We start from the raw sequence: 22412 nt of genomic DNA, 5'->3' as shown, positions 1-22412 counted from the left end.
GACTCAGTTCCCCAGGGTGGCGACAAGCGCCAGGTCGATCAATTTGATCGCGGCAAACGGCAGCAACACGCCACCCACGCCGTACATCAGCATGTTCCGGCGTAGCAGGGCCGTGGCGCTGGACGGGCGAAAGCGCACGCCGCGCAACGCCAGCGGAATCAATGCCGGGATGATGAGCGCATTGAAGATCAACGCCGCCAGCACCGCATGCCGCGGGTTGGACAACTGCATCACGTTGAGCGCGGCCATCGACGGAATCGCCGCGGCAAACAGCGCCGGCAGGATCGCGAAATACTTGGACACGTCGTTGGCCAACGAGAACGTGGTCAACGCGCCGCGCGTGATCAGCTGCTGCTTGCCCACTTCGACCACTGCCAGCAGTTTGGCCGGATCCGAATCCAGATCGACCATGTTGCCGGCCTCCTTGGCCGCCTGCGTGCCGGAGTTCATCGCCAGGCCCACGTCGGCCTGGGCAAGCGCCGGCGCATCGTTGGTGCCGTCGCCGACCATCGCCACCAGCCGCCCGCCGGCCTGCTCGGCGCGGATGCGGGCCAGCTTGTCTTCCGGGCGCGCCTGGGCGATGTAGTCGTCCACGCCGGCTTCGGCGGCAATCGCGGCGGCCGTGAGCGGGTTGTCGCCGGTGATCATCACCGTCTTGATGCCCATCGCACGCAGCTGCGCAAACTTTTCCTTGATGCCCTGCTTGACCACATCGCTCAGCTCGACCACGCCCAGCACATGCCGGCCTTCGGCCACCACCAACGGGGTGGCGCCGCCACGCGCGACTTCTTCGATGCGGCCGTTCAACTCCGGCGACACCGTGGCGCCCTGCGCCTGCACATAGGCCACGATCGCATCGCCGGCACCCTTGCGGATGCTGCGCCCGGCCAGATCCACGCCGGACATGCGGGTCTGCGCAGTGAAGCCGATGAAATGCGCGCCCTCCGGCTCGACCGCCACCGCGCCCTGCTGGCGTGCCAGCTTGACGATGGACTTGCCTTCCGGCGTCGGGTCGGCCAGCGAGGCCAGCATTGCCGCATCGCGCAGCTGCGCACGGTCGATGCCGGCCAGCGGATGGAACGCGGTGGCCTGCCGGTCGCCGTAGGTGATGGTGCCGGTCTTGTCGAGCAACAGCACGTCCACGTCGCCGGCCACTTCCACTGCCTTGCCGGATTTGGCCAGCACATTGGCAGACAGCGCGCGGTTCATGCCGGCAATGCCGATCGCCGGCAACAACCCGCCGATGGTGGTCGGGATCAGGCACACCAGCAGCGCGATCAGCAACAGCGGGTCCAGCGTGACGCCGACGAAGCCGGCGATCGCCGGCAGCGAGGCCACCACGATCAGGAAGGTCAGCGTCATCGCCGCCAGCAGCAGGGTCAGCGCAATTTCGTTCGGCGTCTTCTGCCGGTTGGCGCCTTCCACCAAGGCGATCATGCGATCCAGGAAACTATGCCCCGGCTCGGCGGTGACCTTGAACACGATCTCGTCGGAGAGCACGCGCGTTCCGCCGATCACGCCACTGCGATCGGTGCCGGCCTCGCGCAGTACCGGTGCCGATTCGCCGGTGACCGCCGCTTCGTTGATCGTTGCAACGCCGCGCACGATCTCGCCATCGGCCGGGACGAATTCGCCTTCGGACACCATCACGTAGTCGCCCGGGCGCAGCTCTGCCGCCGGCACGCGGGTCTCGCGGCCGCCGAGTGCGGTTTCCACCCGGCGGGCGACCAGATCCTTGCGCGCACGGCGCAGCGATGCGGCCTGCCCACGCCCGCGCGCTTCGGCAATGGCCTCGGCGAAATTGCCGAACAGCACGGTGACGAACAGGATCGCCGTCACCGCCCAGCCGAACCCGGCATTGCCATACCCGCTGGCGGTGATCACCGCCGCCAGCAGCGTGCCGCCCATCACCACCGCCATCACCGGGCTACGCAGCAGATGCCGCGGCGCCAACTTGAGGAAGGCCGCGCGCATCGCCGCCACCAGCACGGCGGCGTCGAACAACGCCGCGTCACCGCGCGCGCGTTTTTCAGTCGTATCGATCGTAGACATTGCTCAAACTCTCAGGACGCCGCCAGGGCGAGGTGTTCAGCGATAGGACCCAGCACCAGTGCCGGCATGAACTGCAGCACGGTGAGCACCAGCACGATCGCCATCAGGGTCAGCGCGAAGGTTGGTGTCTCGACCTGCAGGCTGCCGGCCGATTCGGGCGCGCGCCGCTTCACTGCCATGCGCGCAGCCACCATCAGCGGCAGGATCAGCGCGGGATAGCGGCCCAGTGCCAGCACCGCCGAGCAACTCAGGTTCCACCAGTACGTCGCATCGCCCAGGCCTTCGAAACCCGACCCGTTGTTGGCGAAGGCCGAGGTGTACTCGTAGAACACCTGGCTGATGCCGTGGAAGCCGGGATTGGAATTGGCGGTAAATGCCGGCACCGCCAGCGCCACTGCGGTGAAGCCCAGCACCACCAATGGCTGCAGCAGGATCAGCAGCGCAAGCAACTGCACCTCGCGCGCTTCGATCTTGCGGCCGAACAACTCCGGCGTGCGCCCGGTCATCAAACCGGCCAGGAACACGCTCAGCAGCAGATACACCACGAACTGCTGCAGACCGCAGCCGATGCCGCCCCAGATTGCGTTGATCAGCATGTCCACCAGCGTGACCAGGCCGCTCAACGGCGCCAGCGAATCGTGCATCGCATTGACCGAGCCGTTGGAGGTCTGCGTGGTCAAGGCCGCCCACAACGCAGACGCATCTGCGCCGACACGCACCTCCTTGCCTTCCATCAAGGCAGCCGAGCTGGCGTTGGCCGAATGCGCTTCGGACCACAGCAACAGCGCGGTGGACGCGGCCGACATCGTCAGCATGGTGCCGAATACCAGCGCGGTGAGACGCTTGCGCCCGGTCAGGTAGCCGACCATGAACACCACGCTCATCGGCAACAGCACCAGCGCCAGCGTCTCCAGCAGATTGCTCAGCGGCGTGGGATTTTCCAGCGCCACCGAACTGTTGGGGCCGTACCAGCCGCCACCGTTGGTGCCGAGCTGCTTGACCGCGACCATCGCCGCAACCGGCCCGACCGGAATGGTCTGCTTGGGCATGCCGGCGCTGCTGTCCAGCGGCGCGGCGGTGGCCGCACCCTGCAGCGTGGAGGGCACGCCCTGCCAGCCGAGCAGCACGGCCCACAACAGGCATAGCGGCAGCAACACACGCACGCTGGCGCGGATCACATCCGCCCAGTAATTGCCGACGTCTGCCTCCGGCAATGCCTCCAATCCGGAAGCGGACTGCTGCCGTCCCGGGCGCGGCAAGACGACCTCTGGCTCCTCCAGCCCGGCCAACCGTGGCTTGGCGCTGGCCGTCGCATTGGATGCCGGCAAGGTGTCGGACACAGTTGCGACCGCCCGCCCACCGAATAATGCGCGCAAGGTTGCCACCGCCAATGCCAGACCCATCATCGGCGTCACCACCTGCAGGCCGACGATGCCGGTCATCTGCGCCAGGTACGACAACTGGGCCTGGCCCGAGTAGTGCTGCTGATTGGTGTTGGTGACGAACGACACCATGGTGTGCAGCGCGGTGTCCCAGCGCATGTTCGGGATGGCGTCCGGGTTGAACGGCAGCCACGCCTGGGTCATGAACACGGCCCAGGTCAGCAGGCCGACAACCAGGTTGCTGAGCAGGAACGCCACCGCATACCCACGCCACGACATGCCCTGCTGCGGGCGGGTGCCGAGCAACGCATACAACGGCCGTTCGATCCAGCCGAACAGCAAGTCGCCACGCATCGGGGCGCCGCGCATCACCGCTGCCAGGTAGCGGCCCAGGGGCCAGGCCAGCACGATGGCCAGCGCGTAGACAAGGAGAGTTTCAATCATTGAAGCGCACTCGCATCAGAAGTCTTCGGGGCGCAGGACCACGTACAACAGGTACGCGGCGGCAACGAGTACGGCCACGCCGCACAATAGGGACAACCAGGCAGGCATGTCAGCTACTCCCCGAGACGCGCGCAACGCGGCGCGATGGATGCGATATGCGACGGCGCATGCAGCGTCTGCAGGCCGACAAGGCAAAGCGCTGCCGCACCGCGCGCGCAGCGGCGATGGAGCAGACAGGTCAAGGGATGCATCGGGATCGTCCACGGCGGAACCGCTCCGCCAACCTGCGCAGTGTCTTCCCGGGCTGCGTAAAGTCGCTATGGACCTGCGACAGCCGCCGCGTAAATTCCGCATAAATGCTGCGTGGCGACGGTCTGCAGTCACGTCTCCACGCTATGCAGTCGTTTCCGGGTAACTTCTGCCTCTAGTCCCAACTCAGGACGACCAGGTTTTGAGTCAGGGCGTTATGAGGTTGGAGCAGAGCCTCGTTGGTCGAGGGCGCGGTGCCCTCACCACTTCCGGGACACGCCGTAAATCCGTCCATGGAGGCTCCTTGGCGGCATCCATGCCGCCAAGGGTCCCGGAACCGGCAAGGTCACCGCACCAGGACGTTTTGAGGTTGCTTCATTGAAAGCCTGCTAACTGCTCGGCTCGTCTTGGCAACTGATTAGCCATGCTGCAAACACTGCATGCCACGCCCTGCTCGCCCGTGCACACCGACTATCTGGACTGGTCTTTGCCCGCCCACCGTCGCGGGACCTTACGCGGCATGGATGCCGCGTAAGAGCCTACATGGACGTACTTGCGGCGTGTCCTGCGATGGTGGGCGGGCAAGGGCCCTGCAAAAAGCCGCAGATCAACCGCTCTACAGCAGACCTATCCGCGCCACCTACTCCCCTAATGTCCTAAGACACAAAGACAACCGGAGCTCCGAGTTGCATCCTCGTTCTCCAGAGGCAGTCAAGACCTGGCGAGGCGAGCGCACAGCGCCCGCTCTGCTCGCAAAAACAAGCGTGACGCCGCAGCTGGAGGCTCCCCACGTGTCCCCACCTGTCGACGGAGCGCTCACCGCCGCTGCACTAACGTACCGGCGTCATCCATCAGAGTCCTTGCACATGCCTGTCAGCTACTCGATCAGCCTGCCCGACCCCAAGCTCGCCCGCGGCGGCGATGCGAGCGTGAGCTTTAGTGCCCATGGTGCCGAAGCCTTTGCCGAACAGTTGCAGGCCGCCTTGCGTGATCCGGCCTGGTTCGATCGCTGGCGCCAGCTGCAGGCCGACCCGGACGCGGTGGACCCCAGCCTGGGCGTGACCGATCCGTCGGCCACGGTTACCGGCAAGCAGGGCGACCTGCGTGTGGACCTGGTCGCCACCACCAGCATCCCCGGCGACCTGCTCAAGCAGCGCATGCAGGCCCTGGCGGGGCACCACTGGGAGCTGCGCGACGTGCGTTGAGTTCCACGGCCGCCGCGTGCACGACGCGGCGGCACTTTGCTCAGGCCGGTGCGCTGTCTGCCACACGCCGCGGCCAGCGCCATTTCAGATTCACCGCCAGCGTGCCCATCACGATCAGCGCCAGGCCCAGCCACTGCACCGGCACCAATGCGTGGCCGTAGAGCAGATAGTCCAGCAGTAGCGTCACCAGCGGATACACGAACGCCAGCACCGCAATCGTGGCCACATGCAGATGGCGGTAGGACGAATAGAACAGCACATAGACGATACCGCTGTGGATCACGCCCAGACCCGCCAGCCACAGCCAGTGCAGGCCTGGATGCAACGCCGCACTGCTGGAAAACCCGGCCAGCAGGAACGTGCCGACCCAACACTGCACCGTCACCACCGCCAGCGGCCGCTCGCGGCTGATACGGCGCGACATCAGCAGCGACGCACCGCATAGCAACGCCGCCAGCAGCGTGAGTGCAATGCCGATCAGATAGCCACGGTCGGCCGCCTGCCACAACCGCGCCGGGTTTGCCGAGCAGGCCACGCCGACGAATGCCAGCAACGTCCAGCCCAGATCGGCACGCCGCGTGCGCTCGCCCTGCACCAGCGCGGCCAGCAGCAACATCACGAACGGAAACACGTGGTAGACCATGGTCGCCACGCCGATCGACGAGCGCGCCATGCCGGCGAACAACGCCACCCAATTCAACACCAGCAGCACACCGCTGATGATGGCATCGCGCAACAGCGCACGCTCGCGCCATAGCCCTCGTAGCTGCCCACCGACCAAGCCACATACGGTAAGAAACAGCGCCCCGAACAGGCAACGATAGAACACCGCTGTCACCGGATCCTGCCCGCTTTCGTGGACGAACACGCCGACCGAACCGATCAGGACTTCGGCAACCAGCAATTGCCAAACCGCCCGTCGCCCAGCGCCGGCCGATACCGCGTGCACGGATAGTGGAGTGCTCATAGCGCAATGGTTCCCTGCAGATACTGGACAGCGCTGCCGCGCACGTAGACATGCCGCGGCTCGACCTGGCACTGCAGTTCGCCGCCACGCGCGGAAGCCTGCAGCGCGGTGAGCTGCGTCTTGCCCAGCCGCTGCGCCCACAACGGCGCAAGCGCGGCATGAATCGATCCGGTGACCGGATCTTCGCTACCACCGTTGCAGGGCCAGAAATAGCGGGAGACAAAATCATGCTCAAGGCCTGGTGCGGTGACCGCCACATCGCGCGGCGCCAGTGCCAGCATCCGGCCCAGATCCGGCGTCACCGCACGCACCTGTGCTTGGTCGGCGTAGACGGCGATATACGCCTGCGCGTTCGCATAGACAGCTTGGGGCGCGATCGATAACGACTCAGACAACGCGTGCGGCACCACTTGCAGCAGCGACGGCTCCTGGTCGGGAAAGCGCAGCTCGAAGCTGCGCTCATCCATCCTGGCAACGGCGATCTCACCGACAGCCGGCGCACGCAAGCGTAGTGGAAACGCCGCCAGCTGGTGCGTCGCGATCACGAACGCGCTGGCCAAGGTCGCATGCCCGCAGAAGCCGACCTCCTTGAGCGGAGAAAACCAGCGGATGTCGAACACCCCGCTGTCGTCGCAAACGAAGAAGGCGGTCTCCGAAAGATTGTGTTCGCTGGCGATGGCCTGCATCACCGGCTCCGGCAACCAGGCCTGCAACGGCACCACGGCTGCCGGATTGCCCCTGAAACGCACCGTGGTGAACGCATCGACGATAAACACAGGAAGCAGCACGGCCAACCTCACAGAAGGGAATCCATACCTGGCGTACCCACCGGGCACGGCCAGTCTGCAACGTGCTACCCGACCATCACAGATTCAGATACGCTGCAAATCGACCAATACAGATGGAAGGCGCCCGTAGATGCTGCTGTACGAATCGCTGGCCACGCAGCTGCGGCAGCAGATCGAAGGCGGCACCTTGCGTGCCGGCGAGCGCCTGCCCTCGATCCGGCAACTGGCCGCCAATCATGGCATCAGCACTGCCACCGCCGTGCAGGCCTGCCTGCAACTGGAACGCGAAGGGCGCGTGCAGGCGCGCCCGCGCTCGGGCTACTTCGTGCGCAGCACGACGTCTGCATTGCCGGCCGCAGCACCCGTCACACGTCGGCGCAAACCGGGCATGGTCGACAACCCGGCCTTGCAGCGCGTGCTCGACACCTTGGCGCGTACCGACCTGGTGCCGCTGCACACTGCCACCCCCGCGCCTGCGCTATTGCCCACCGCGCAACTGGCCGCGGCCCTGTCGCGGCAGCTGCGTCGCCAGCGCTCGGCGGCGTTGGATTACGCACCGCCGCAAGGCCACGCCGCACTGCGCCGGCAGATCGCACAACGTTATGCACACTGCGCAACTACGGTAGATGCGGAAGAAGTGGTGATCACCGCCGGCGCGATGGAGGCGATCAGCCTGGCGCTGCGCATGCTCACCGCGCCAGGCGATGTGGTGCTGGTGGAAACGCCCACGTATCACGGCATCCTGCAGGCGGTGGCGGCACTGCGCCTGAAGGTGCTGGAAGTACCCAACCTTCCCGGCCAGGGTATCGATGTCGCGCGTCTGGATACGCTGCTGCAGCGCACGCCGGTGCGTGCGGCGGTGCTGATTCCCAACTTCAACAATCCAAGCGGCAGCCTCACGCCCGACAGCGCCAAGCGCGCATTGCTCGACAGCTGCGCACGCCATGGCACCGTGGTGATCGAGGACGATATCTACGGCGAACTGGATTGGTCGGGGCAACGTCCACGTCCGCTGCGCCATTTCGATACCCATGCCAACGTGATCACCTGCGGCTCGTTCTCCAAGGTGCTCTCGCCCGGCCTGCGGGTGGGGTGGTTGCTGGGTGGCGACTGGACCGACGCCCTGGTGCGCGCCAAGTACTTTTCCACCGTCGGCAGCGCCAGCCTGCCGCAACTGGCACTGGCCGATTACCTGGCGCAACACGATCTGGAACGGCATCTGCGCAAGCTGCGCCGCACCCTGGCCGACAATGGGCAGCGGCTGCGCGATGCCATCGTGCGGCATTGGCCGGAAGGCACGCGCGTGGGCGACCCGGCAGGTGGGTTATCGCTATGGCTGCAGTTGCCCGACGGCGGTAGCGGCCAGGCCGTGTTCGAGGCCGCGCTGGCAGAACGCATCGGCACCTCGCCCGGTCATCTGTACTCCAGCCGTGGCGACTACGCAGATCACCTGCGGCTGACCTGCGGCCAGCCATGGAGCGACACGCTGGAGCGCGCGATGCGCCGATTGGGCAAGCTTGCGGCGCAGGTGGTGCGTTAGCCTGGTTTGTGGCAATGGCTATAGCCGACAAGATAATGATGTGACGCAGCTGGTCGACGCAGACTTCAGATGCAATAAGACTGCTTGCGCGCCTTAGCAGAAAGTTTGCAGGGCGTTGGGTTGAAGCCTGCCTGTCGACCGCGTTGTATTGAGAAACTGATAGGACGCGCCGCTATCCAAGCAACCACCACGTCATGCCCTGCTTGCACCACGCACAGCGACCATCCTGACTGGTCCTTGCCCGCCCATCGTCGCGGGACCTTACGCGGCATGGATGCCGCGTAAGAGCCTACAAGGACGTACTTGCGGCGTGTCCCGCGAGGGTGGGCGGGCAAGGGCCCTGCAGCCACGTCACAGATCAGCCGCTCTAACGGCCAACCTACGCGCTCTACCAAGCTTCGCCGTACCCTCATCCACCCCTGCGGGGCACCTTCTCCCGAGGGGAGAAGGGAGGTCAATTCGACGCTTTACTCATGCCGCGGCCCACGCAACACGGCAATGCGGCAATGCGAGGTAAGGCAATGCGCACCACCATCCACCATCGCATACCACGCATTTACCGCGCACTCGACCAAACGATCAACCACGCAACGCCGCGGCATGGTGTGCGATGTGTTCGCCGATAAAGCTGGCGATGAAGTAGTAGCTATGGTCGTAACCGGGCTGCAGCCGCACCGTGACCGGATAATCGGCAGCCTTGGCAGCCTGTTCAAACAGCGACGTCTTCAGCTGGTTTTCCAGAAATTCGTCGCCATCGCCCTGATCGATCAACAGCGGCAGGCGTTCCTGCGCCTGTGCGATCAACGCAGTGGCGTCGTACGCTTGCCACGCTGCGCGGTCCTGACCCAGATACTGGCCGAATGCCTTCTCGCCCCACGGCACCTGGCTGGGCGCCACGATCGGCGAGAATGCCGACACGCTGCGATAGCGGCCCGGATTCTTCAACGCGATGGTCAAGGCGCCATGGCCGCCCATCGAGTGGCCGCTGATCGCGCGCGCGCCGGTGGTGGCGAAGTTCGCTTCGATCAACGCCGGCAATTCGTTCACCACATAGTCGTACATGCGGTAGTGCGCCGCCCACGGCTGCTCGGTGGCATCGACATAGAAGCCGGCGCCCTTGCCGATGTCGTAGCCATCCGCGTCGGCCACATCGTCGCCACGCGGGCTGGTGTCGGGCGCGACGAGGATCACGCCATGCTCGGCCGCATACCGCTGCGCGCCGGCCTTGTTGATGAAGTTCTGTTCGGTGCAGGTCAGCCCGCTCAGCCAGTACAGCACCGGTAACGGGCCATCGGCGGCCTGCGGGGGCAGATAGACGCCGACCTGCATGCTGCAGTTCAAGCTCTGCGACTGATGCCGGTAGACGTCTTGCCAGCCGCCGAAGCAGGCATGGTGTTCGATACGTTCCATGAGATTCCTTCGATAAAAACCTGCGGCCGGCACGAGCGCCGGCCGCGGGGTTGGACGATCAGTGCAGCAAGCCCTTCTTGCGTGCCACATTGGCGGCCAGCGCATCCATCAATCCCGGCGACAGGCAGTCGTACGGGGTCAGCCCGAGCTCGTTGAGACGCGCGCGCACGCTGTCCATGTCAGCCGGCGGCGTGCCGGTTTCGATGATGGAGGACACGAACGCCGCAAAGCCCGGCGGCGACCAGCCCGACTGCTGCGACAACTCGGTATGGATGAAGTCCAGCCCGTAAAACGCGTGACCCTTGTCTTCGATGCGACCGAACATATGTACGCCGCAGCCGGTGCACGCATGCCGCTGGATCGCCGCGCTTTCGTCGACGATCTTGAGCTTCTCCGCATGCGCGGTCACCGTGACCTTGTCGCGCGGCACCACCGCAATCACTGAAAAGGTCGCGCCTTCCGGCTTCCAGCATTTACTGCAGCCGCAGGCGTGGTTGTGCGCGGTCTGCGCAGCCACGTCCACGGTCACCTTGTCGCTGGCGCAGTGGCATTCAAGGGTTCCGCCCTGAAAGCTTTCTGCACCGCCACGCGCTACACCACTGTCTACCGAAGGATGAATCGAGACGCTGGTCATCATGCCCCTCCCGGAGTATCGGGTACCACGTGCGCGGAAGCGGCCGCGCGCCGCTCCTGGCCGTACGGTCAGAAATGGATCACGGTGCGGATCGACTTGCCTTCGTGCATCAGGTGGAAGGCCTCGTTGATCTCTTCCAGCGGCATGGTGTGGGTGATGAACGGATCGAGATCGATCTCGCCCTTCATCGATTGCTCCACCATGCCCGGCAACTGGGTCCGTCCCTTGACGCCGCCGAAGGCCGAACCGCGCCACACGCGGCCGGTCACCAGCTGGAACGGACGGGTACTGATTTCCTGGCCGGCGCCGGCCACGCCGATGATGACGCTCTCGCCCCAGCCCTTGTGGCAACACTCCAGCGCCGAACGCATCACGTTGACGTTGCCGATGCACTCGAAGCTGAAATCCACACCACCATCGGTCAGCTCGACGATGACCTCCTGGATCGGCTTGTCGTAGTCCTTGGGGTTGATGCAATCGGTGGCGCCCATGCTGCGCGCCAGATCGAACTTGCCCGGGTTGGTGTCGATGGCCAGGATGCGCCCGGCCTTGGCCTGCACCGCGCCCTGGATCACCGCCAGCCCGATGCCGCCGAGGCCGAACACTGCCACGCTTTCGCCCGGCTTGACCTTGGCGGTGTTATGCACCGCGCCGATGCCGGTGGTGACGCCGCAACCGAGCAGGCAGACCTTTTCCAGCGGCGCTTCCGGGTTCACCACCGCCAGCGAGATCTCCGGCACCACGGTGTACTCGCTGAAGGTGCTGCAGCCCATGTAGTGGTAGATCGGCTCGCCGTTGTAGGAGAAGCGCGTGGTGCCATCCGGCATCAGGCCCTTGCCCTGGGTGGCGCGCACGGCCTGGCACAGGTTGGTCTTGCCCGACAGGCAGAACTTGCACTTGCGGCATTCGGCGGTGTACAGCGGGATCACGTGGTCGCCGACCTTGACGCTGGTGACGCCCTCGCCGACCTGCTCGACGATGCCGCCGCCCTCGTGGCCCAGCACGGACGGGAAGATGCCTTCCGGGTCGTCGCCGGACAGCGTGAACGCGTCGGTGTGGCACACACCGGTGTGGGTGATGCGGACCAGCACTTCGCCGGCCTGTGGCGGTGCGACGTCGATCTCGACGATTTCCAGCGGCTTGCCGGGTCCGAATGCAACTGCTGCACGGGATTTCATGTGGTGGCGCTCCTGACGATGGGGTTCAAGGACGGGCACGGCAGGCGCCGGCCCGGTGGGAGTTCATTTGAGATAGGACCGGACCAGCCCGAGCAGCTCCTGCACCCGCTCGGCGCGCTGCGCATCGGAGGCGGCGGCGTGGCCGAAGTCTTCGCGAATATGCGCTTCGAGCACCTGCGACATCAGCCCATTGACGGCACCCCGGATCGCGGCGATCTGCTGCAGCACAGGCGCACAGTCTGCGCCCGCCTCCAGCGCGCGCTCAAGCGCGTCGCACTGCCCGCGCAGGCGCCGTACGCGTGCTAGCGCCCGCTTTTTCTCCTGCGGCGAATGCGGCATGACGGCTCCGGCTAAATACTGGGGGGCAGTATATGGATTCGCCCGAAAAAATCCATGCCCCGCGAGAAGTTCGCTCAACCAGCGCCGAAGACGGCTGCTGCCTGGATCGGCGCCCAGCTACGACAACATCCGCGCCAGCCATGGCGCTTAACGTCCATCCAGGCACCTGCCGCTCGTCGACCCGTGCTGCTGCGCTGCTGCGGATTACGCGTGCCGGCCGCCGCTGTCGTCGCACTGCAGCACGCCACTGGCAAGCGTGTGCAGGCGCAGCACGCATCTTCAGCCGTCGTCGCTTTCCAGACGCATGCTCTCCGACACCGGCAGCTCGATGGTGCAGCGCACGCCGTCCGGCCCCAGCACGTAGGTCGTCTCGGCCTGCAACTGGTACGGCAGCGCGCGTTCGATCAGCTCGCGCCCATAGCCGGAGCCTTGCGCCGCTTCGCCAGGCGCCGGCATGTGCACACCGGTCTCGCTCCACTCGATGCGCAGGCGGGTGCCCTTGGCCGTACCCAGCAGGCGCCAGCGCACCCGCAGCTGGCCGCCGGCCTGTGCAAGCGCGCCGTACTTGTTGGCATTGGTCGCCAGCTCGTGCAGGGCCAGCGCAAAGGTCTGCACGGTGCTGGAGCGCAGACGCACGCCGGCGGGGCCGTCCAGTGTCACGCGGTCGCCTTGTCCTTGCGCATCGATCGCGCCCATGGCCGACAGCTCGACCCGGATCAATTCGTCGAACAGGATGCGATCGCCCTCGTTCAGGCGCGACAGCAGGCCCTGCACGCGCGCCAGGGCATCCAGGCGATCGTTGTAGATCAGTGCCAGCTCGGCGATGGTCTTGCTGCTGCGTTGCGTGCGATTGAAGACCACACGTACCACACCCATCAGATTACGCGTGCGGTGCTGCAGCTCGGCCAGCAACACCTGCTGGCGATCTTCCCACTGCCGTCGCCGGGTCACGTCCTGGCCGATCTTGAGATAGCCCAGCGGCTCGGCACTGCCATCGCGCAACGGCCGCGTCGCGCCCTCGATGAACACGCGCCGACCGTCCTTGCATTGATGCCAGCGCACATTCGGCGCGCCGCCGGTGTAATGCGCCTGCTCGATCTCGCGCTGCGGCACGCCGGTCAGCCGATCTTCGGCAACGAAGGTCATGGCGATGTGTTGGCCGATCGCCTCTTCCGCGGTCCAGCCGAACACCGCCTCCGCACCCGGCGGCCAGGTCTGGATGTGTCCGCGCGTATCGGTGGTAAAGATTGCGTAGTCGAGCGCGCTCTCCAGGATCACCCGGTAGCGCTCCTCGCTTTCGAGCAGCGCGCTCTGTGCACGCGCACGCTCCAGCGCCGCCCAGGTGCGCTCGGCGGTTTCCTCTGCCAGACGGATCTCGGCGGCATTCCAGTTGCGTGCGCTGCGTTGATTGACCACGAAGGTGGCCACCAGCCGGCCGCCCTTGATCAGCGGCACCACGATCAGCGCAGCGATCTGGTTGTCCAGGTAGGCTGCGCGCTGATCGTCGGGCAATGCAGGATCGATGGCGGCATCGCGCACCACCCAGGTCTGCGCGTCGAGCAGCCAGGGCATCGGCCAGTCGGTCAACGCGAAGCGACGCGCATGACTGGTTTCATCGGGCTGATGCCAGTCGCGCTCGACCACGTACTGCTGCGCCCTGGCATCCACTTCCACGTAGTAGGCGCGGCCGGCGTCCAGATGCTCGCCCAGCACGCGTGCGGCCTCGCCCTGGATTGCGGCCGGATCGGGCAATGGCCGCAAGGCGTCGGAGAGTGTCAGCAGGAAGGCATTGCGGTCCTGCACTTCGCGTAGCGCCGCTTCGGTGAGCTTGCGGTCGGTGATGTCGAGCACGAACTCGAAGCCGGTGCCGTCGGGCAAGCGCTTGGACGCAAACAGGGCCCAGCGCCGGGTTCCGTCCTTGCACAGGTATTCGCGCTCATACGGTGTGGCACTGCCCTTGGTCCTGAGTTCCTCGAACGCCCGCTCGCACAGGTCCCTGGCTTCGGGTGGGGTCAGCGCCTGCCAGGAGAGCGTGCCCGCTTCCACGTCGGCACGGCTGTAGCCGCTCATTTTCAGGAAGGTGTCGTTGGCATCGGTGAGGCGGCCGCCCATGTCGAAGTAGGTCGCACCGACGGTTTCGATCGTCAATGCGGTGCGGAAGCGTTCTTCGCTGGCACGCAGCCGCGCGTCGGCGCGTTTCTTGTCGGAGATGTCGCGGAAGTACACCGACATGCCGCCATCGTTGGTGGGATAGATGCTGATATCCACCCAGTACCCCAATGCCGGCGACAAGGCTTCCAGCCTGACCACCTGGCGTGTCTGCGACGCCTGCACATGTGCCTGATACGGAAGCGACCCGATCGAGTCGGGAAACTGCTCCCACAGCAGGTTTCCCAGCAGTTGGTCGCGTGCACGCCCCCACAGCAGCTCGGCTTTCTGATTGATGTAGGTGAAGCGCCCCTGCGCGTCGACGCCATAGAAGGCATCGGAAATACTTTCGAGGATGTCGCGATTGCGCTCGGCAAGCGCGCCTACTTCCGTCTGCACCTGGCGCTGCACCGTGACGTCCTGCACCACCGCAACGCCACCGGTCACACGGTCCTCTTCGCGCAGCGCCACCGCGGTGATGCGCAACCAGCGCTGCGCGTTACGGGGATCGATGAAATCCACCGGCACGGTCGTGTCTTCGCCGCGCAGCGCGCGGGCGCAGGGAAATTCCTGGATCGCGACCGCCTGCCCCTGCTGATCGACACCGGCCCGCGGTTGCTCCTGCACTGATTCGCGCGAAGGAACCCGCTCTGCCAGCTGCTCACGCAATTGTGGATTGCGGTAGGTGAAACGGCCTTGCGTATCGAACAGGCCGATCCCGATCGGAACCTGATCGAGCACATAGGTCAGCCGCGCCTCGCTCTCGCGCAGGTGTTCCTCGGCCTGCTTGCGCGCGGTGACATCGGCGCCGGCACCGAACCACTCGGTGATGCGCCCGTCCGCATCCAGTGCCGGTACCGCCTTGGTCGCCATCCACGCAATGCTGCCATCGGCGCGTCGCACCCGGTGTTCGAACACGATCGCGCTGCGCGCGCGGATGCCTGCATCGATCCTGCTCCGCACCAGCGCCTGATCCTCTGCAGGGATGTAATCCATGATCCAGGAACGGCTGGTCGCCATCGCATCGGCAGCGCGTTCGCCGGCGGTCAGCTGGTGCATCTCGTCCCAGTCGGCGCTCATACGGTAATGCACTTCGGAACTTGCCGCCGACAGCGCGGCCAGCCGCGATTCGCTGGTACGCAGCGCCAGCTCGGCACGGTGGCGCTCGATGTAGTCGGCAGCCGTCCATGCGAGCAGTTCGAGCAATCTGAGTTCATGCTCCGCAGGCCGATACGGCACGGTGAACTGGGTCCCGAGCAATCCCAGCAGGCCACCGGCACGATTGAACAACGGAGTGAACTGGGCAGCACGGATGCCGCTGCACAGCGCTGCCTCGTAATCGGGGGTTCCCTTTAACGGGGTGAAGGTTTCGATGTCCTCGATCACCAACTGCCGGCGTTCGCGCCGCACGGTGTCACAGGTCGCCTGGAAGCCGTCCTTCAGGAACTGCTGGACGAATGCGCTGCGTTCGTCGTGTCCGCGATAGACACGCAACTCCATCTCGCTGTTGTGTGCGCTGACCAGTTGCACGCAACCGCAGTCGGTACGCGCGAAGGCACAGGCAAGCGCAGTGATTTCCTGCAGCGCGATGCGGGCATCGGCCTGTGCCGCCAGGCTGACCTGTAGGGCGTGCAGGCGACGCATGCCGGAAAGCTCGTCCTGCAGCGCCGCATTGTCCTGCATGGTGTCGTCGGGCACGGCACTCATCGTGTCCGGCTCTTGCCTGCGCGCATCGTCATCGATCATTCGTACCGGGTGAGCCCACACAGTGCGCAATCAATGGCGAAGAGCTTGTCAGTAGCGTGCTCGACACTGCGGAATATCGCTGAGCGCCTTGCGTACGGATAAGACCGGGCTGAAGCATCACGGAGGGAAATCGCTTCAGTCGGCCTCGCGACTGCCTGGCGATTGTCAAAGAACCCAGGTAGAGGCCGCCAAGCGCGGCCAACGTCTGCTTCGTCAGGATCCAGCAGTGCGTCGCGCAGGGCGACCGCCGCTCCTGCGCAACTCACTCCAGCTGCAGCGTCGCCGCCAGCAGCTGGAACCGACGGTCGGCGTGATCAGCACGATCAGCCATGCCGCGGTGGTGGCGCGAAACCTTCGGCCTCCAGGCATTGCGACAGCGCGGGCGGGGGCGGGCCGAGGGGCGGCGCGTCAGGCGCAGGCAACGCGATGCCTTGCGCGGTGGCACAGGCCTGCAACGCGGCGTCGAAGTCGGGATCATGGGGTGGCGGACCATGCGGTTCGCCAGGCCCGTGCGGGCCATCAGGCGCCGGGCCGTCGCGCCAGGGCCCGCCGGGCATCGGCGTTGGCCAGCTCACGCCTTTGCTGACCAGACAGCGCTCAAACGCACTGTGGTCCATGCCCTGCGTGGGCGCATCGGGATGCGGCGTGGCCGCAGCTGGCGAGGGCAATGCCACTCCCTGCTCTTGAGCACAGGCCTGCATCGCGGCCAGATCGCTCGCACTCGGTGGCGGTGGTGGTGGTGGCGGACCACGCTGTGCCTGTGGTGGCGCGGGCGGCGGCGGTGGCCCGCCGGAAGGCGCGCCGCAGAAACTGGCGCAGCCGCCCAGGCCGAGCACTGCGAGCAATGCACTGATGGCAACGGCTGTGGTGCGTGTCTGGACCATCGTCGATCTCCCTGGCTGGATGGCGCATGCGCGTACTGCACGCACATGGCAGTGGCGGGCTATACCCGCTTGGTCAGGGAGAGCGTTGCATCGTGATATGTCGTGCATTTGCCGCTGCGCGCCGATCGCTGGCGTGCACCGTCATGCAGCGTGCAAGACCTGGGACCCAAGCAAGCATGCGGTGCTGCACGCGATACACGTCGACCGCGGGAAAGCCTCAAGCCGGATTAAGGCATCAGTTCTCGACGACCGCCGGTGCCACATCTACAGTGACGTCCGCCGCGTCTGCGGGCAACGACGCCAGCACCGCATTGCGAAAGCGCGCGGCGAATGCGGCATCGTTGGCCTGGTAGAACGCCCGCGCGTTGGCCGACAGCTGATCCAGCTGCGCCTGCGGCAAGGCCAGCGCGGTTTCCACCGCCTGCGCAATGCCCGCCGCATCCACGTAGTAATACGACGCCAGACGCCGCTGGCGCACCTCGGCCACCGGAATCAGCAGCCCGTGCTCGGGCCTGACCAGTTCGTTCATCGGCTCACCGTCGGTGGCCAGGGTCACCGCGCCCACGCTCAGCGCTTCCATCAGGTAATGCCCGAAGCCTTCAGCCTCGGATGGGCACAGATGGAACAGGTGCGCGTTCTGCAGGCGGCGCAGTTCGGCGTCGTCGAGATAACGGACGCGGTGGTCGATGTTCGGCGCCACCACCGGCTTGCCGGCCGTGCGTGGGTTCTGCACCACCGTCAGCAGCGGCCATTCCGGATGCCGCTGCCAGGTCTCCAGCAGCACGCGGGTGCCCTTGGCGGTGCTGCGCCCGGCCAGATGGAAGAACGCACGCTGACGCACGACCTGTGCGTCGTGGCGATCCGGGCTGGTGAAGCCGATGAACCGCGTGGTGCAGCCCAGACTGCGGAAAATCCGCTCCGCGTGATGGGTCTTGCACAGCACCGCGTCGAACTGCGGCAGCCGCGGCAGCCACTTGGGCAGCAACCACTCCGGATTGGGCACCAGCAGGTTGGTCTGGCCCAGCGGCAGGCAGCGCGCATACACGCGCTCGGAAAAGATCTGCACCGGCACCCGCCCGAACAGCGCGCGACTGGCCCACAGACGGGCTTCGCGTGCGGTGTCGTGCAGCCGCTGACTGGTGAAGCCCACTTCCTGCACCGGTATGCCGCCGGCACGCAGCGTCTGCGCCATCAGCACCATGTCCCGGGTCAGGCCCACGCCGTTGTCGCGGCTGATCACCCGCATCATCGGAAACGCCTTGTCATGCGTACACTCGCCATTGCTGCGGCACAGTGTCGATGGCCCGGTTTCCTGCGCGATGTCCCGTTCTGTCATGTTGCGTCACACGTGTGCCAAAGGTTGACAAATTCAATCATTATGATGCGTGCTCCAGCCCTGCAACTGCGAGCACCATGTATCCGGTAGCCACCACCCTGCGCGGGCCAAGTGCCGCGCCACCGACGATGATCTCCATGGACATGCAACAACCCTGCGTTCTTGTGGTCGACGACGACCCGGACCTGCGCAAGCTGATCGGCGAGTTCCTCAGCGCCCACGGCTACCAGGTGGACGTTGCCGAAAACGTGGCGGAGATGCGCAAGAGCATCGCCCAGCGCCGCCCGGACCTCATCGTACTCGACGTGATGATGCCTGGAGAAGACGGCCTGAGCGCAGCACGGGCGCTGGCCAGCGAGCGCGGTTCACCTGCGGTCATCATGCTCAGCGCGCTGGGCAACGACACCGACCGCATCATCGGTCTGGAAGTGGGCGCCGACGATTACCTGGCCAAACCCTGCAATCCGCGCGAACTGCTGGCGCGGGTACGCGCCCTGCTGCGCCGCAGCCAGGCCAGCAGCGAGCAGGCCGACCACCGCGGCAATGTCTACGAGTTCGCCGGCTGGCGGCTGGACGTTGTCCGTCGCGACTTGCGCGACCCCACCGGCATCTTCATCAACCTGTCCGACGGCGAGTTCGCGCTGCTGCGTACCTTCGTCGAGCATCCGCAGCGGGTGCTCAGCCGCGACCAGTTGCTGGACTACGCCCGTGGCCGCGACACCGACGTCTACGACCGCGCCATCGACAGCCAGATCAGCCGCCTGCGCCGCAAGATCAACGAGCGCGTGCATACCGAGTTGATCCGCACCGTGCGCAACGAGGGCTACATGCTGCTGCCGGGCGTTTCGCGTCTGTGAGCAAACCGGCACGTCGCGGGCTGTCGATCTTTGCCCGTACCTTCGTGCTGCTGGCGGTGGCACTGCTCACCGCCCAGGCGGTCGGCATCGCCCTGCTGGTGATGCGCACCCCGGTCTACGAGCCGCCGGTGCATCCGCCGGAAGTGGTGGCACTACTGTCCACGCGCATGCCGGCCGGCACCCAGACCCTGACGGTGCACGAATCGGCCCAGGCCCCGCTGCCGCCGGCAGGCCAGGTGCGCGACGGGTTTGCCGAAATGCTGCTGGCCCATTGGCTGGATGTCCCCGAGCAGCGCGTGCGCTTCTACCGCAGCGCCGACGATCGCCAGGGCCCGCGCATCGGCATGTCTCCACCGCCGCGCATGCCCGGCCAACCGCAGGCATTCGGGGCCGATGGCGATGCCGGTCACGCCGGCGATCGCCACGAGGCCTTGCAGCGTTCGCCGCCGGCGCCAGGCGACTGGCCGCGCGATCGCCCCCCCGGTGCCCCGCCGTTCGGCAATGGGCTGCGTCCGGACGATACCCCCGGCGCCTGGGAAAGCGAGCGCCTGACCCCGGGCGTGCCCTTGCTGGACGGCTTCACCGCCGCGCTACAGCAGCCCGATGGCCGCTGGCGCACGGTCGAATCGCCACCGCGGCGGCTGTCGGCCGAGTTCAAGACCCATGTGGTGCTGCTGTTCCTGGCCGGCCTGCTGGCCAACGTGCCGCTGGCGTGGTGGTTCTCTCGCGCGCTGTCGGCGCCGATCAAGCGCTTTGCCGAAGCCGCCGACCGGCTGGGCCGCAACCCGGATGCTGCGGCACTGCAACGCAGCGGCCCGCCGGAGATCGTGCGCGCGGCCGATTCATTTAATGCGATGCAGGCCCGCCTGAACCGCCTGATCAACGAACGCACCCACATGGTGGCGGCGATCGCGCACGACCTGCGCACGCCGCTGGCGCGCCTGTCGTTCCGCCTGGACGGCCTGCAGCCGCCATTGCGCGACAAGGCGCTGGCCGACATCGACGAGATGAAGGCGATGATTTCCGCCGCGCTGGATTTCATCCAGAACGATCGCCACCGCGGCAAACGCGCGCCGCTGGATCTGCGCCTGCTGGTGGAAAGCGTGGTCGACAACGCCACCGACATCGGCGCCGATGCCGAACTGCTGCCCGGCCCGGCGATCACCCTGGATGGCGATCCGCTGGCCTTGCGGCGCGCAGTGATGAACCTGCTGGAGAACGCGCTGAAATACGGCAAGCGCGCGCGCCTGCAACTGCAGCGCGACGGCGAAGACGGTGTGCTGTGGATCGACGACGACGGCCCCGGCATCGACCCGACCCAGCGCGAACAGCTGCTGCTGCCGTTCGTGCGTGGCGAGTCCTCGCGCAATCGCGACACCGGCGGCATCGGGTTGGGCTTGTCGGTGGCGCACAGCATCGTGCTCGCGCACGGCGGCGACCTGCGCCTGGACAACCGTGCAGCAGGTGGCGGCCTGCGGGTGACGGTGCGCCTGCCGTGCATGCCGGAGCGGCGCTAGGGCTGGGCTAGGGCGCGTTCTCTCGCACGCGGGCTCGGCGGTGCAGGCCGGCGCGCACCCGAGAGTTCACGCCGGCAGGTAACGCTCCGCGCGATCGATCAGCCGCGCGCGATCACTGCTGCGATCAGCAAGCGCTCAGTACGCAAACTCGCGGAACACGCGATCGATGTCGCCATTCCATACGCCGTGATACAGCGCCAGCTTGCGCTCGGCCGCGGTGACACCGCTCTCGGCGATCTCGGCGATCACGTCCACAAAGCCGGTTTCGTCCTGACCATCGGCGTTCAGGCGCGCACGCCGACGCAGGCCCTCGCGGGCGATCTTGACCGCTTCCACCGCCAAGTCGCGCACCGTGCCATTGCGGAACGGCAGGCCGAGCGCATGCTTGGGCACGCCGTCACGCAGCGCGTGGCGCTCGGTGGTGCTGAAATCCTTGACCAGATCCCAGGCCGCATCCAGCGCGGTGTCGTCGTACAGCAGCCCGACCCAGAACGCCGACAGCGCGCACAGGCGGTCCCACGGGCCGGCGTCGGCGCCGCGCATTTCCAGATACTTCTTCAGGCGCACTTCCGGGAACGCGGTGGTCATGTGGTCCGACCAGTCGCGCAGCGTCGGCAGCGCGCCCGGCAGTGCCGGCAACTTGCCCTGCATAAAGTCGCGGAAGCTCTGCCCACTGGCATCGACGTAGACGCCGTCGCGGTAGGAGAAATACATCGGCACATCGAGCAGGTAATCGACATAGCGCTCGTAGCCGAAGCCGTCCTCGAACACGAAGTCCAGCATGCCGGTGCGGTCGGCGTCGGTATCGGTCCAGATGTGCGAGCGGTAGCTCAGGTAGCCGTTCGGCTTGCCTTCGGTGAACGGCGAATCGGCGAACAATGCGGTGGCGATCGGCTGCAACGCCAGCGACACGCGGAACTTCTTCACCATGTCCGCTTCGGTGGCGTAATCCAGGTTGACCTGCACCGTGCAGGTGCGGGTCATCATGTCCAGGCCGAGCGAGCCGACCTTGGGCATGTAGTTCTTCATGATCTGGTAGCGGCCCTTGGGCATCCACGGCATTTCATCGCGGCGCCACTTGGGCTGGAAGCCCATGCCCAGGAACCCCAACTGCAACTCACCGGCCACCTGCGCCACTTCGTCCAGATGGGTGCCGGTTTCCACGCAGGTGTGATGCAGGGTTTCCACTGCCGCACCCGACAGTTCCAACTGGCCGGCCGGCTCCAGCGTCACCGAGGCGCCATCGCGCAGCAGCGCGATGGTGTGGCCGTTTTCCTGCACCGGCTCCCAGCCGAAGCGGGTCAACCCGGTCAGCAGCGCCTGGATGCCGCGCTCGCCTTCGAACGTGGGCGCGCGCAGGTCGTCGAGCTGGAAGCCGAACTTTTCGTGCTCGGTGCCGATCCGCCAGTCAGCGCTGGGCTTCTCGCCGGAGGCCAGCACCTGGACCAGCTCCGCGCGTTCGGTGATCGGCGTTTCGGCAACGTGGCTGGGACTCGACAAGGGCAGGCTCGCAGGAAAATTTAGGGGAACGATGTGGGGGTCCTCCCCAGCCACCGCAAGGCCCGCACTATAACCGCAGGGCATGGAAAGAATTGCTGCCATCGGCCGGGTCTGACATTTCCATCCATGCGCACGGCGTGGCCGCGGTAGCCGAGGCCGGGCGTGACGGAGGCGCCGCAGGCCGCAACCGTCCAGGCTGAAACTGGACCCCTGCTAATTCCCGCACGCGCGGATGC

17 protein-coding genes are annotated in these 22412 nt (G+C 66.2%); 4 read left to right on the top strand and 13 right to left on the bottom strand.

The window, feature by feature from the left end; genetic code table 11:
* Positions 1–3: 3 nt before the first annotated feature.
* The 3 genes from kdpB to AC1PLA_RS04225 are packed head-to-tail and all read right to left on the bottom strand — an operon-like array spanning position 4 to position 3986.
* Positions 4–2052, bottom strand: a complete 2049-nt coding sequence (gene kdpB, locus AC1PLA_RS04235) for a potassium-transporting ATPase subunit KdpB (protein WP_039515790.1) — start codon at positions 2050–2052, stop codon at positions 4–6.
* Positions 2053–2063: 11 nt separating this feature from the next.
* Positions 2064–3878: a potassium-transporting ATPase subunit KdpA gene (kdpA, locus tag AC1PLA_RS04230; protein WP_481105661.1), complete on the bottom strand. Its 1815-nt coding sequence runs from the start codon at positions 3876–3878 to the stop codon at positions 2064–2066.
* 15 nt (positions 3879–3893) lie between these two features.
* Entirely contained in the window at positions 3894–3986 is a 93-nt protein-coding gene (locus AC1PLA_RS04225; RefSeq protein ID WP_006452907.1) for a potassium-transporting ATPase subunit F, read from the bottom strand.
* A gap of 1007 nt (positions 3987–4993) precedes the next feature.
* Here AC1PLA_RS04225 and AC1PLA_RS04220 point away from each other — a divergent pair.
* Positions 4994–5332 carry a hypothetical protein gene (locus AC1PLA_RS04220; protein WP_039509881.1) on the top strand — a complete coding sequence of 113 codons (339 nt, stop codon included), beginning with the start codon at positions 4994–4996 and terminating at the stop codon, positions 5330–5332.
* A gap of 40 nt (positions 5333–5372) precedes the next feature.
* On the opposite strand, the gene AC1PLA_RS04215 is transcribed toward AC1PLA_RS04220, so the two are convergent.
* Together AC1PLA_RS04215 and AC1PLA_RS04210 are read right to left on the bottom strand one after the other, a co-directional pair.
* Positions 5373–6299, bottom strand: a complete 927-nt coding sequence (locus AC1PLA_RS04215) for a DMT family transporter (protein ID WP_481105660.1) — start codon at positions 6297–6299, stop codon at positions 5373–5375.
* On the bottom strand, positions 6296–7087 hold the full coding sequence (locus tag AC1PLA_RS04210) for a PhzF family phenazine biosynthesis protein (RefSeq protein ID WP_481105659.1): 792 nt from the start codon (positions 7085–7087) through the stop codon (positions 6296–6298). The genes AC1PLA_RS04215 and AC1PLA_RS04210 overlap by 4 nt, the downstream gene beginning before the upstream one ends.
* A gap of 130 nt (positions 7088–7217) precedes the next feature.
* On the opposite strand from AC1PLA_RS04210, the gene AC1PLA_RS04205 reads away from it, so the two are divergent.
* The gene (locus tag AC1PLA_RS04205) at positions 7218–8627 is read left to right on the top strand and encodes an aminotransferase-like domain-containing protein (RefSeq protein WP_481105658.1); all 1410 of its coding nucleotides are present in this window, start codon (positions 7218–7220) and stop codon (positions 8625–8627) included.
* A gap of 579 nt (positions 8628–9206) precedes the next feature.
* Here AC1PLA_RS04205 and fghA read toward each other — a convergent pair.
* The 7 genes from fghA to AC1PLA_RS04170 all read right to left on the bottom strand — a co-directional run bounded on the left by fghA (position 9207) and on the right by AC1PLA_RS04170 (position 18302).
* Complete coding sequence (gene fghA / locus AC1PLA_RS04200) at positions 9207–10037, bottom strand: S-formylglutathione hydrolase (protein WP_024939445.1); 831 nt, start codon at positions 10035–10037, stop codon at positions 9207–9209.
* Positions 10038–10095: 58 nt separating this feature from the next.
* A complete protein-coding gene (gfa, locus tag AC1PLA_RS04195; protein ID WP_024939446.1) occupies positions 10096–10671 on the bottom strand; it encodes an S-(hydroxymethyl)glutathione synthase in 576 nt (191 codons plus the stop codon).
* Between the two features lie 68 nt (positions 10672–10739).
* Entirely contained in the window at positions 10740–11849 is a 1110-nt protein-coding gene (locus AC1PLA_RS04190) for an S-(hydroxymethyl)glutathione dehydrogenase/class III alcohol dehydrogenase (protein WP_016902625.1), read from the bottom strand.
* A gap of 63 nt (positions 11850–11912) precedes the next feature.
* Positions 11913–12188 carry a formaldehyde-responsive transcriptional repressor FrmR gene (frmR, locus tag AC1PLA_RS04185; protein ID WP_016902624.1) on the bottom strand — a complete coding sequence of 92 codons (276 nt, stop codon included), beginning with the start codon at positions 12186–12188 and terminating at the stop codon, positions 11913–11915.
* A 279-nt stretch (positions 12189–12467) separates the two neighbouring features.
* The gene (locus AC1PLA_RS04180; protein ID WP_481105657.1) at positions 12468–16043 is read right to left on the bottom strand and encodes a PAS domain-containing sensor histidine kinase; all 3576 of its coding nucleotides are present in this window, start codon (positions 16041–16043) and stop codon (positions 12468–12470) included.
* Positions 16044–16405: 362 nt separating this feature from the next.
* On the bottom strand, positions 16406–16966 hold the full coding sequence (locus AC1PLA_RS04175; protein ID WP_481105656.1) for a hypothetical protein: 561 nt from the start codon (positions 16964–16966) through the stop codon (positions 16406–16408).
* 235 nt (positions 16967–17201) lie between these two features.
* Positions 17202–18302, bottom strand: coding sequence for a glycosyltransferase (locus AC1PLA_RS04170; protein WP_481105655.1), 1101 nt, complete (start codon positions 18300–18302; stop codon positions 17202–17204).
* Positions 18303–18439: 137 nt separating this feature from the next.
* On the opposite strand from AC1PLA_RS04170, the gene AC1PLA_RS04165 reads away from it, so the two are divergent.
* Together AC1PLA_RS04165 and AC1PLA_RS04160 are read left to right on the top strand one after the other, a co-directional pair.
* The gene (locus tag AC1PLA_RS04165; protein WP_087962308.1) at positions 18440–19159 is read left to right on the top strand and encodes a response regulator; all 720 of its coding nucleotides are present in this window, start codon (positions 18440–18442) and stop codon (positions 19157–19159) included.
* On the top strand, positions 19156–20676 hold the full coding sequence (locus AC1PLA_RS04160; protein ID WP_481105654.1) for an ATP-binding protein: 1521 nt from the start codon (positions 19156–19158) through the stop codon (positions 20674–20676). The genes AC1PLA_RS04165 and AC1PLA_RS04160 overlap by 4 nt, the downstream gene beginning before the upstream one ends.
* A gap of 135 nt (positions 20677–20811) precedes the next feature.
* Here AC1PLA_RS04160 and AC1PLA_RS04155 read toward each other — a convergent pair whose 3' ends face one another.
* Complete coding sequence (locus AC1PLA_RS04155; RefSeq protein ID WP_481105653.1) at positions 20812–22176, bottom strand: glutamate--cysteine ligase; 1365 nt, start codon at positions 22174–22176, stop codon at positions 20812–20814.
* Positions 22177–22412: the final 236 nt, after the last annotated feature.

The organism is Xanthomonas sp. NCPPB 1826 (genome assembly GCF_056725285.1).
The sequence above is the reverse complement of the archived record's forward strand: the minus strand, read 5'-3'. Positions and strand labels throughout refer to the sequence as shown.

What these genes read in the sequence shown, in the direction of transcription:
- kdpB (WP_039515790.1), bottom strand. Translation starts at nt 2,052, where the DNA reads ATGTCTACGATCGATACGACTGAAAAACGCGCGCGCGGTGACGCGGCG.
- AC1PLA_RS04170 (WP_481105655.1), bottom strand. Translation starts at nt 18,302, where the DNA reads ATGACAGAACGGGACATCGCGCAGGAAACCGGGCCATCGACACTGTGC.
- AC1PLA_RS04215 (WP_481105660.1), bottom strand. Translation starts at nt 6,299, where the DNA reads ATGAGCACTCCACTATCCGTGCACGCGGTATCGGCCGGCGCTGGGCGA.
- AC1PLA_RS04175 (WP_481105656.1), bottom strand. Translation starts at nt 16,966, where the DNA reads ATGGTCCAGACACGCACCACAGCCGTTGCCATCAGTGCATTGCTCGCA.
- AC1PLA_RS04190 (WP_016902625.1), bottom strand. Translation starts at nt 11,849, where the DNA reads ATGAAATCCCGTGCAGCAGTTGCATTCGGACCCGGCAAGCCGCTGGAA.
- AC1PLA_RS04220 (WP_039509881.1), top strand. Translation starts at nt 4,994, where the DNA reads ATGCCTGTCAGCTACTCGATCAGCCTGCCCGACCCCAAGCTCGCCCGC.
- kdpA (WP_481105661.1), bottom strand. Translation starts at nt 3,878, where the DNA reads ATGATTGAAACTCTCCTTGTCTACGCGCTGGCCATCGTGCTGGCCTGG.
- AC1PLA_RS04165 (WP_087962308.1), top strand. Translation starts at nt 18,440, where the DNA reads ATGGACATGCAACAACCCTGCGTTCTTGTGGTCGACGACGACCCGGAC.
- fghA (WP_024939445.1), bottom strand. Translation starts at nt 10,037, where the DNA reads ATGGAACGTATCGAACACCATGCCTGCTTCGGCGGCTGGCAAGACGTC.
- frmR (WP_016902624.1), bottom strand. Translation starts at nt 12,188, where the DNA reads ATGCCGCATTCGCCGCAGGAGAAAAAGCGGGCGCTAGCACGCGTACGG.
- AC1PLA_RS04205 (WP_481105658.1), top strand. Translation starts at nt 7,218, where the DNA reads ATGCTGCTGTACGAATCGCTGGCCACGCAGCTGCGGCAGCAGATCGAA.
- AC1PLA_RS04225 (WP_006452907.1), bottom strand. Translation starts at nt 3,986, where the DNA reads ATGCCTGCCTGGTTGTCCCTATTGTGCGGCGTGGCCGTACTCGTTGCC.
- AC1PLA_RS04180 (WP_481105657.1), bottom strand. Translation starts at nt 16,043, where the DNA reads ATGAGTGCCGTGCCCGACGACACCATGCAGGACAATGCGGCGCTGCAG.
- gfa (WP_024939446.1), bottom strand. Translation starts at nt 10,671, where the DNA reads ATGACCAGCGTCTCGATTCATCCTTCGGTAGACAGTGGTGTAGCGCGT.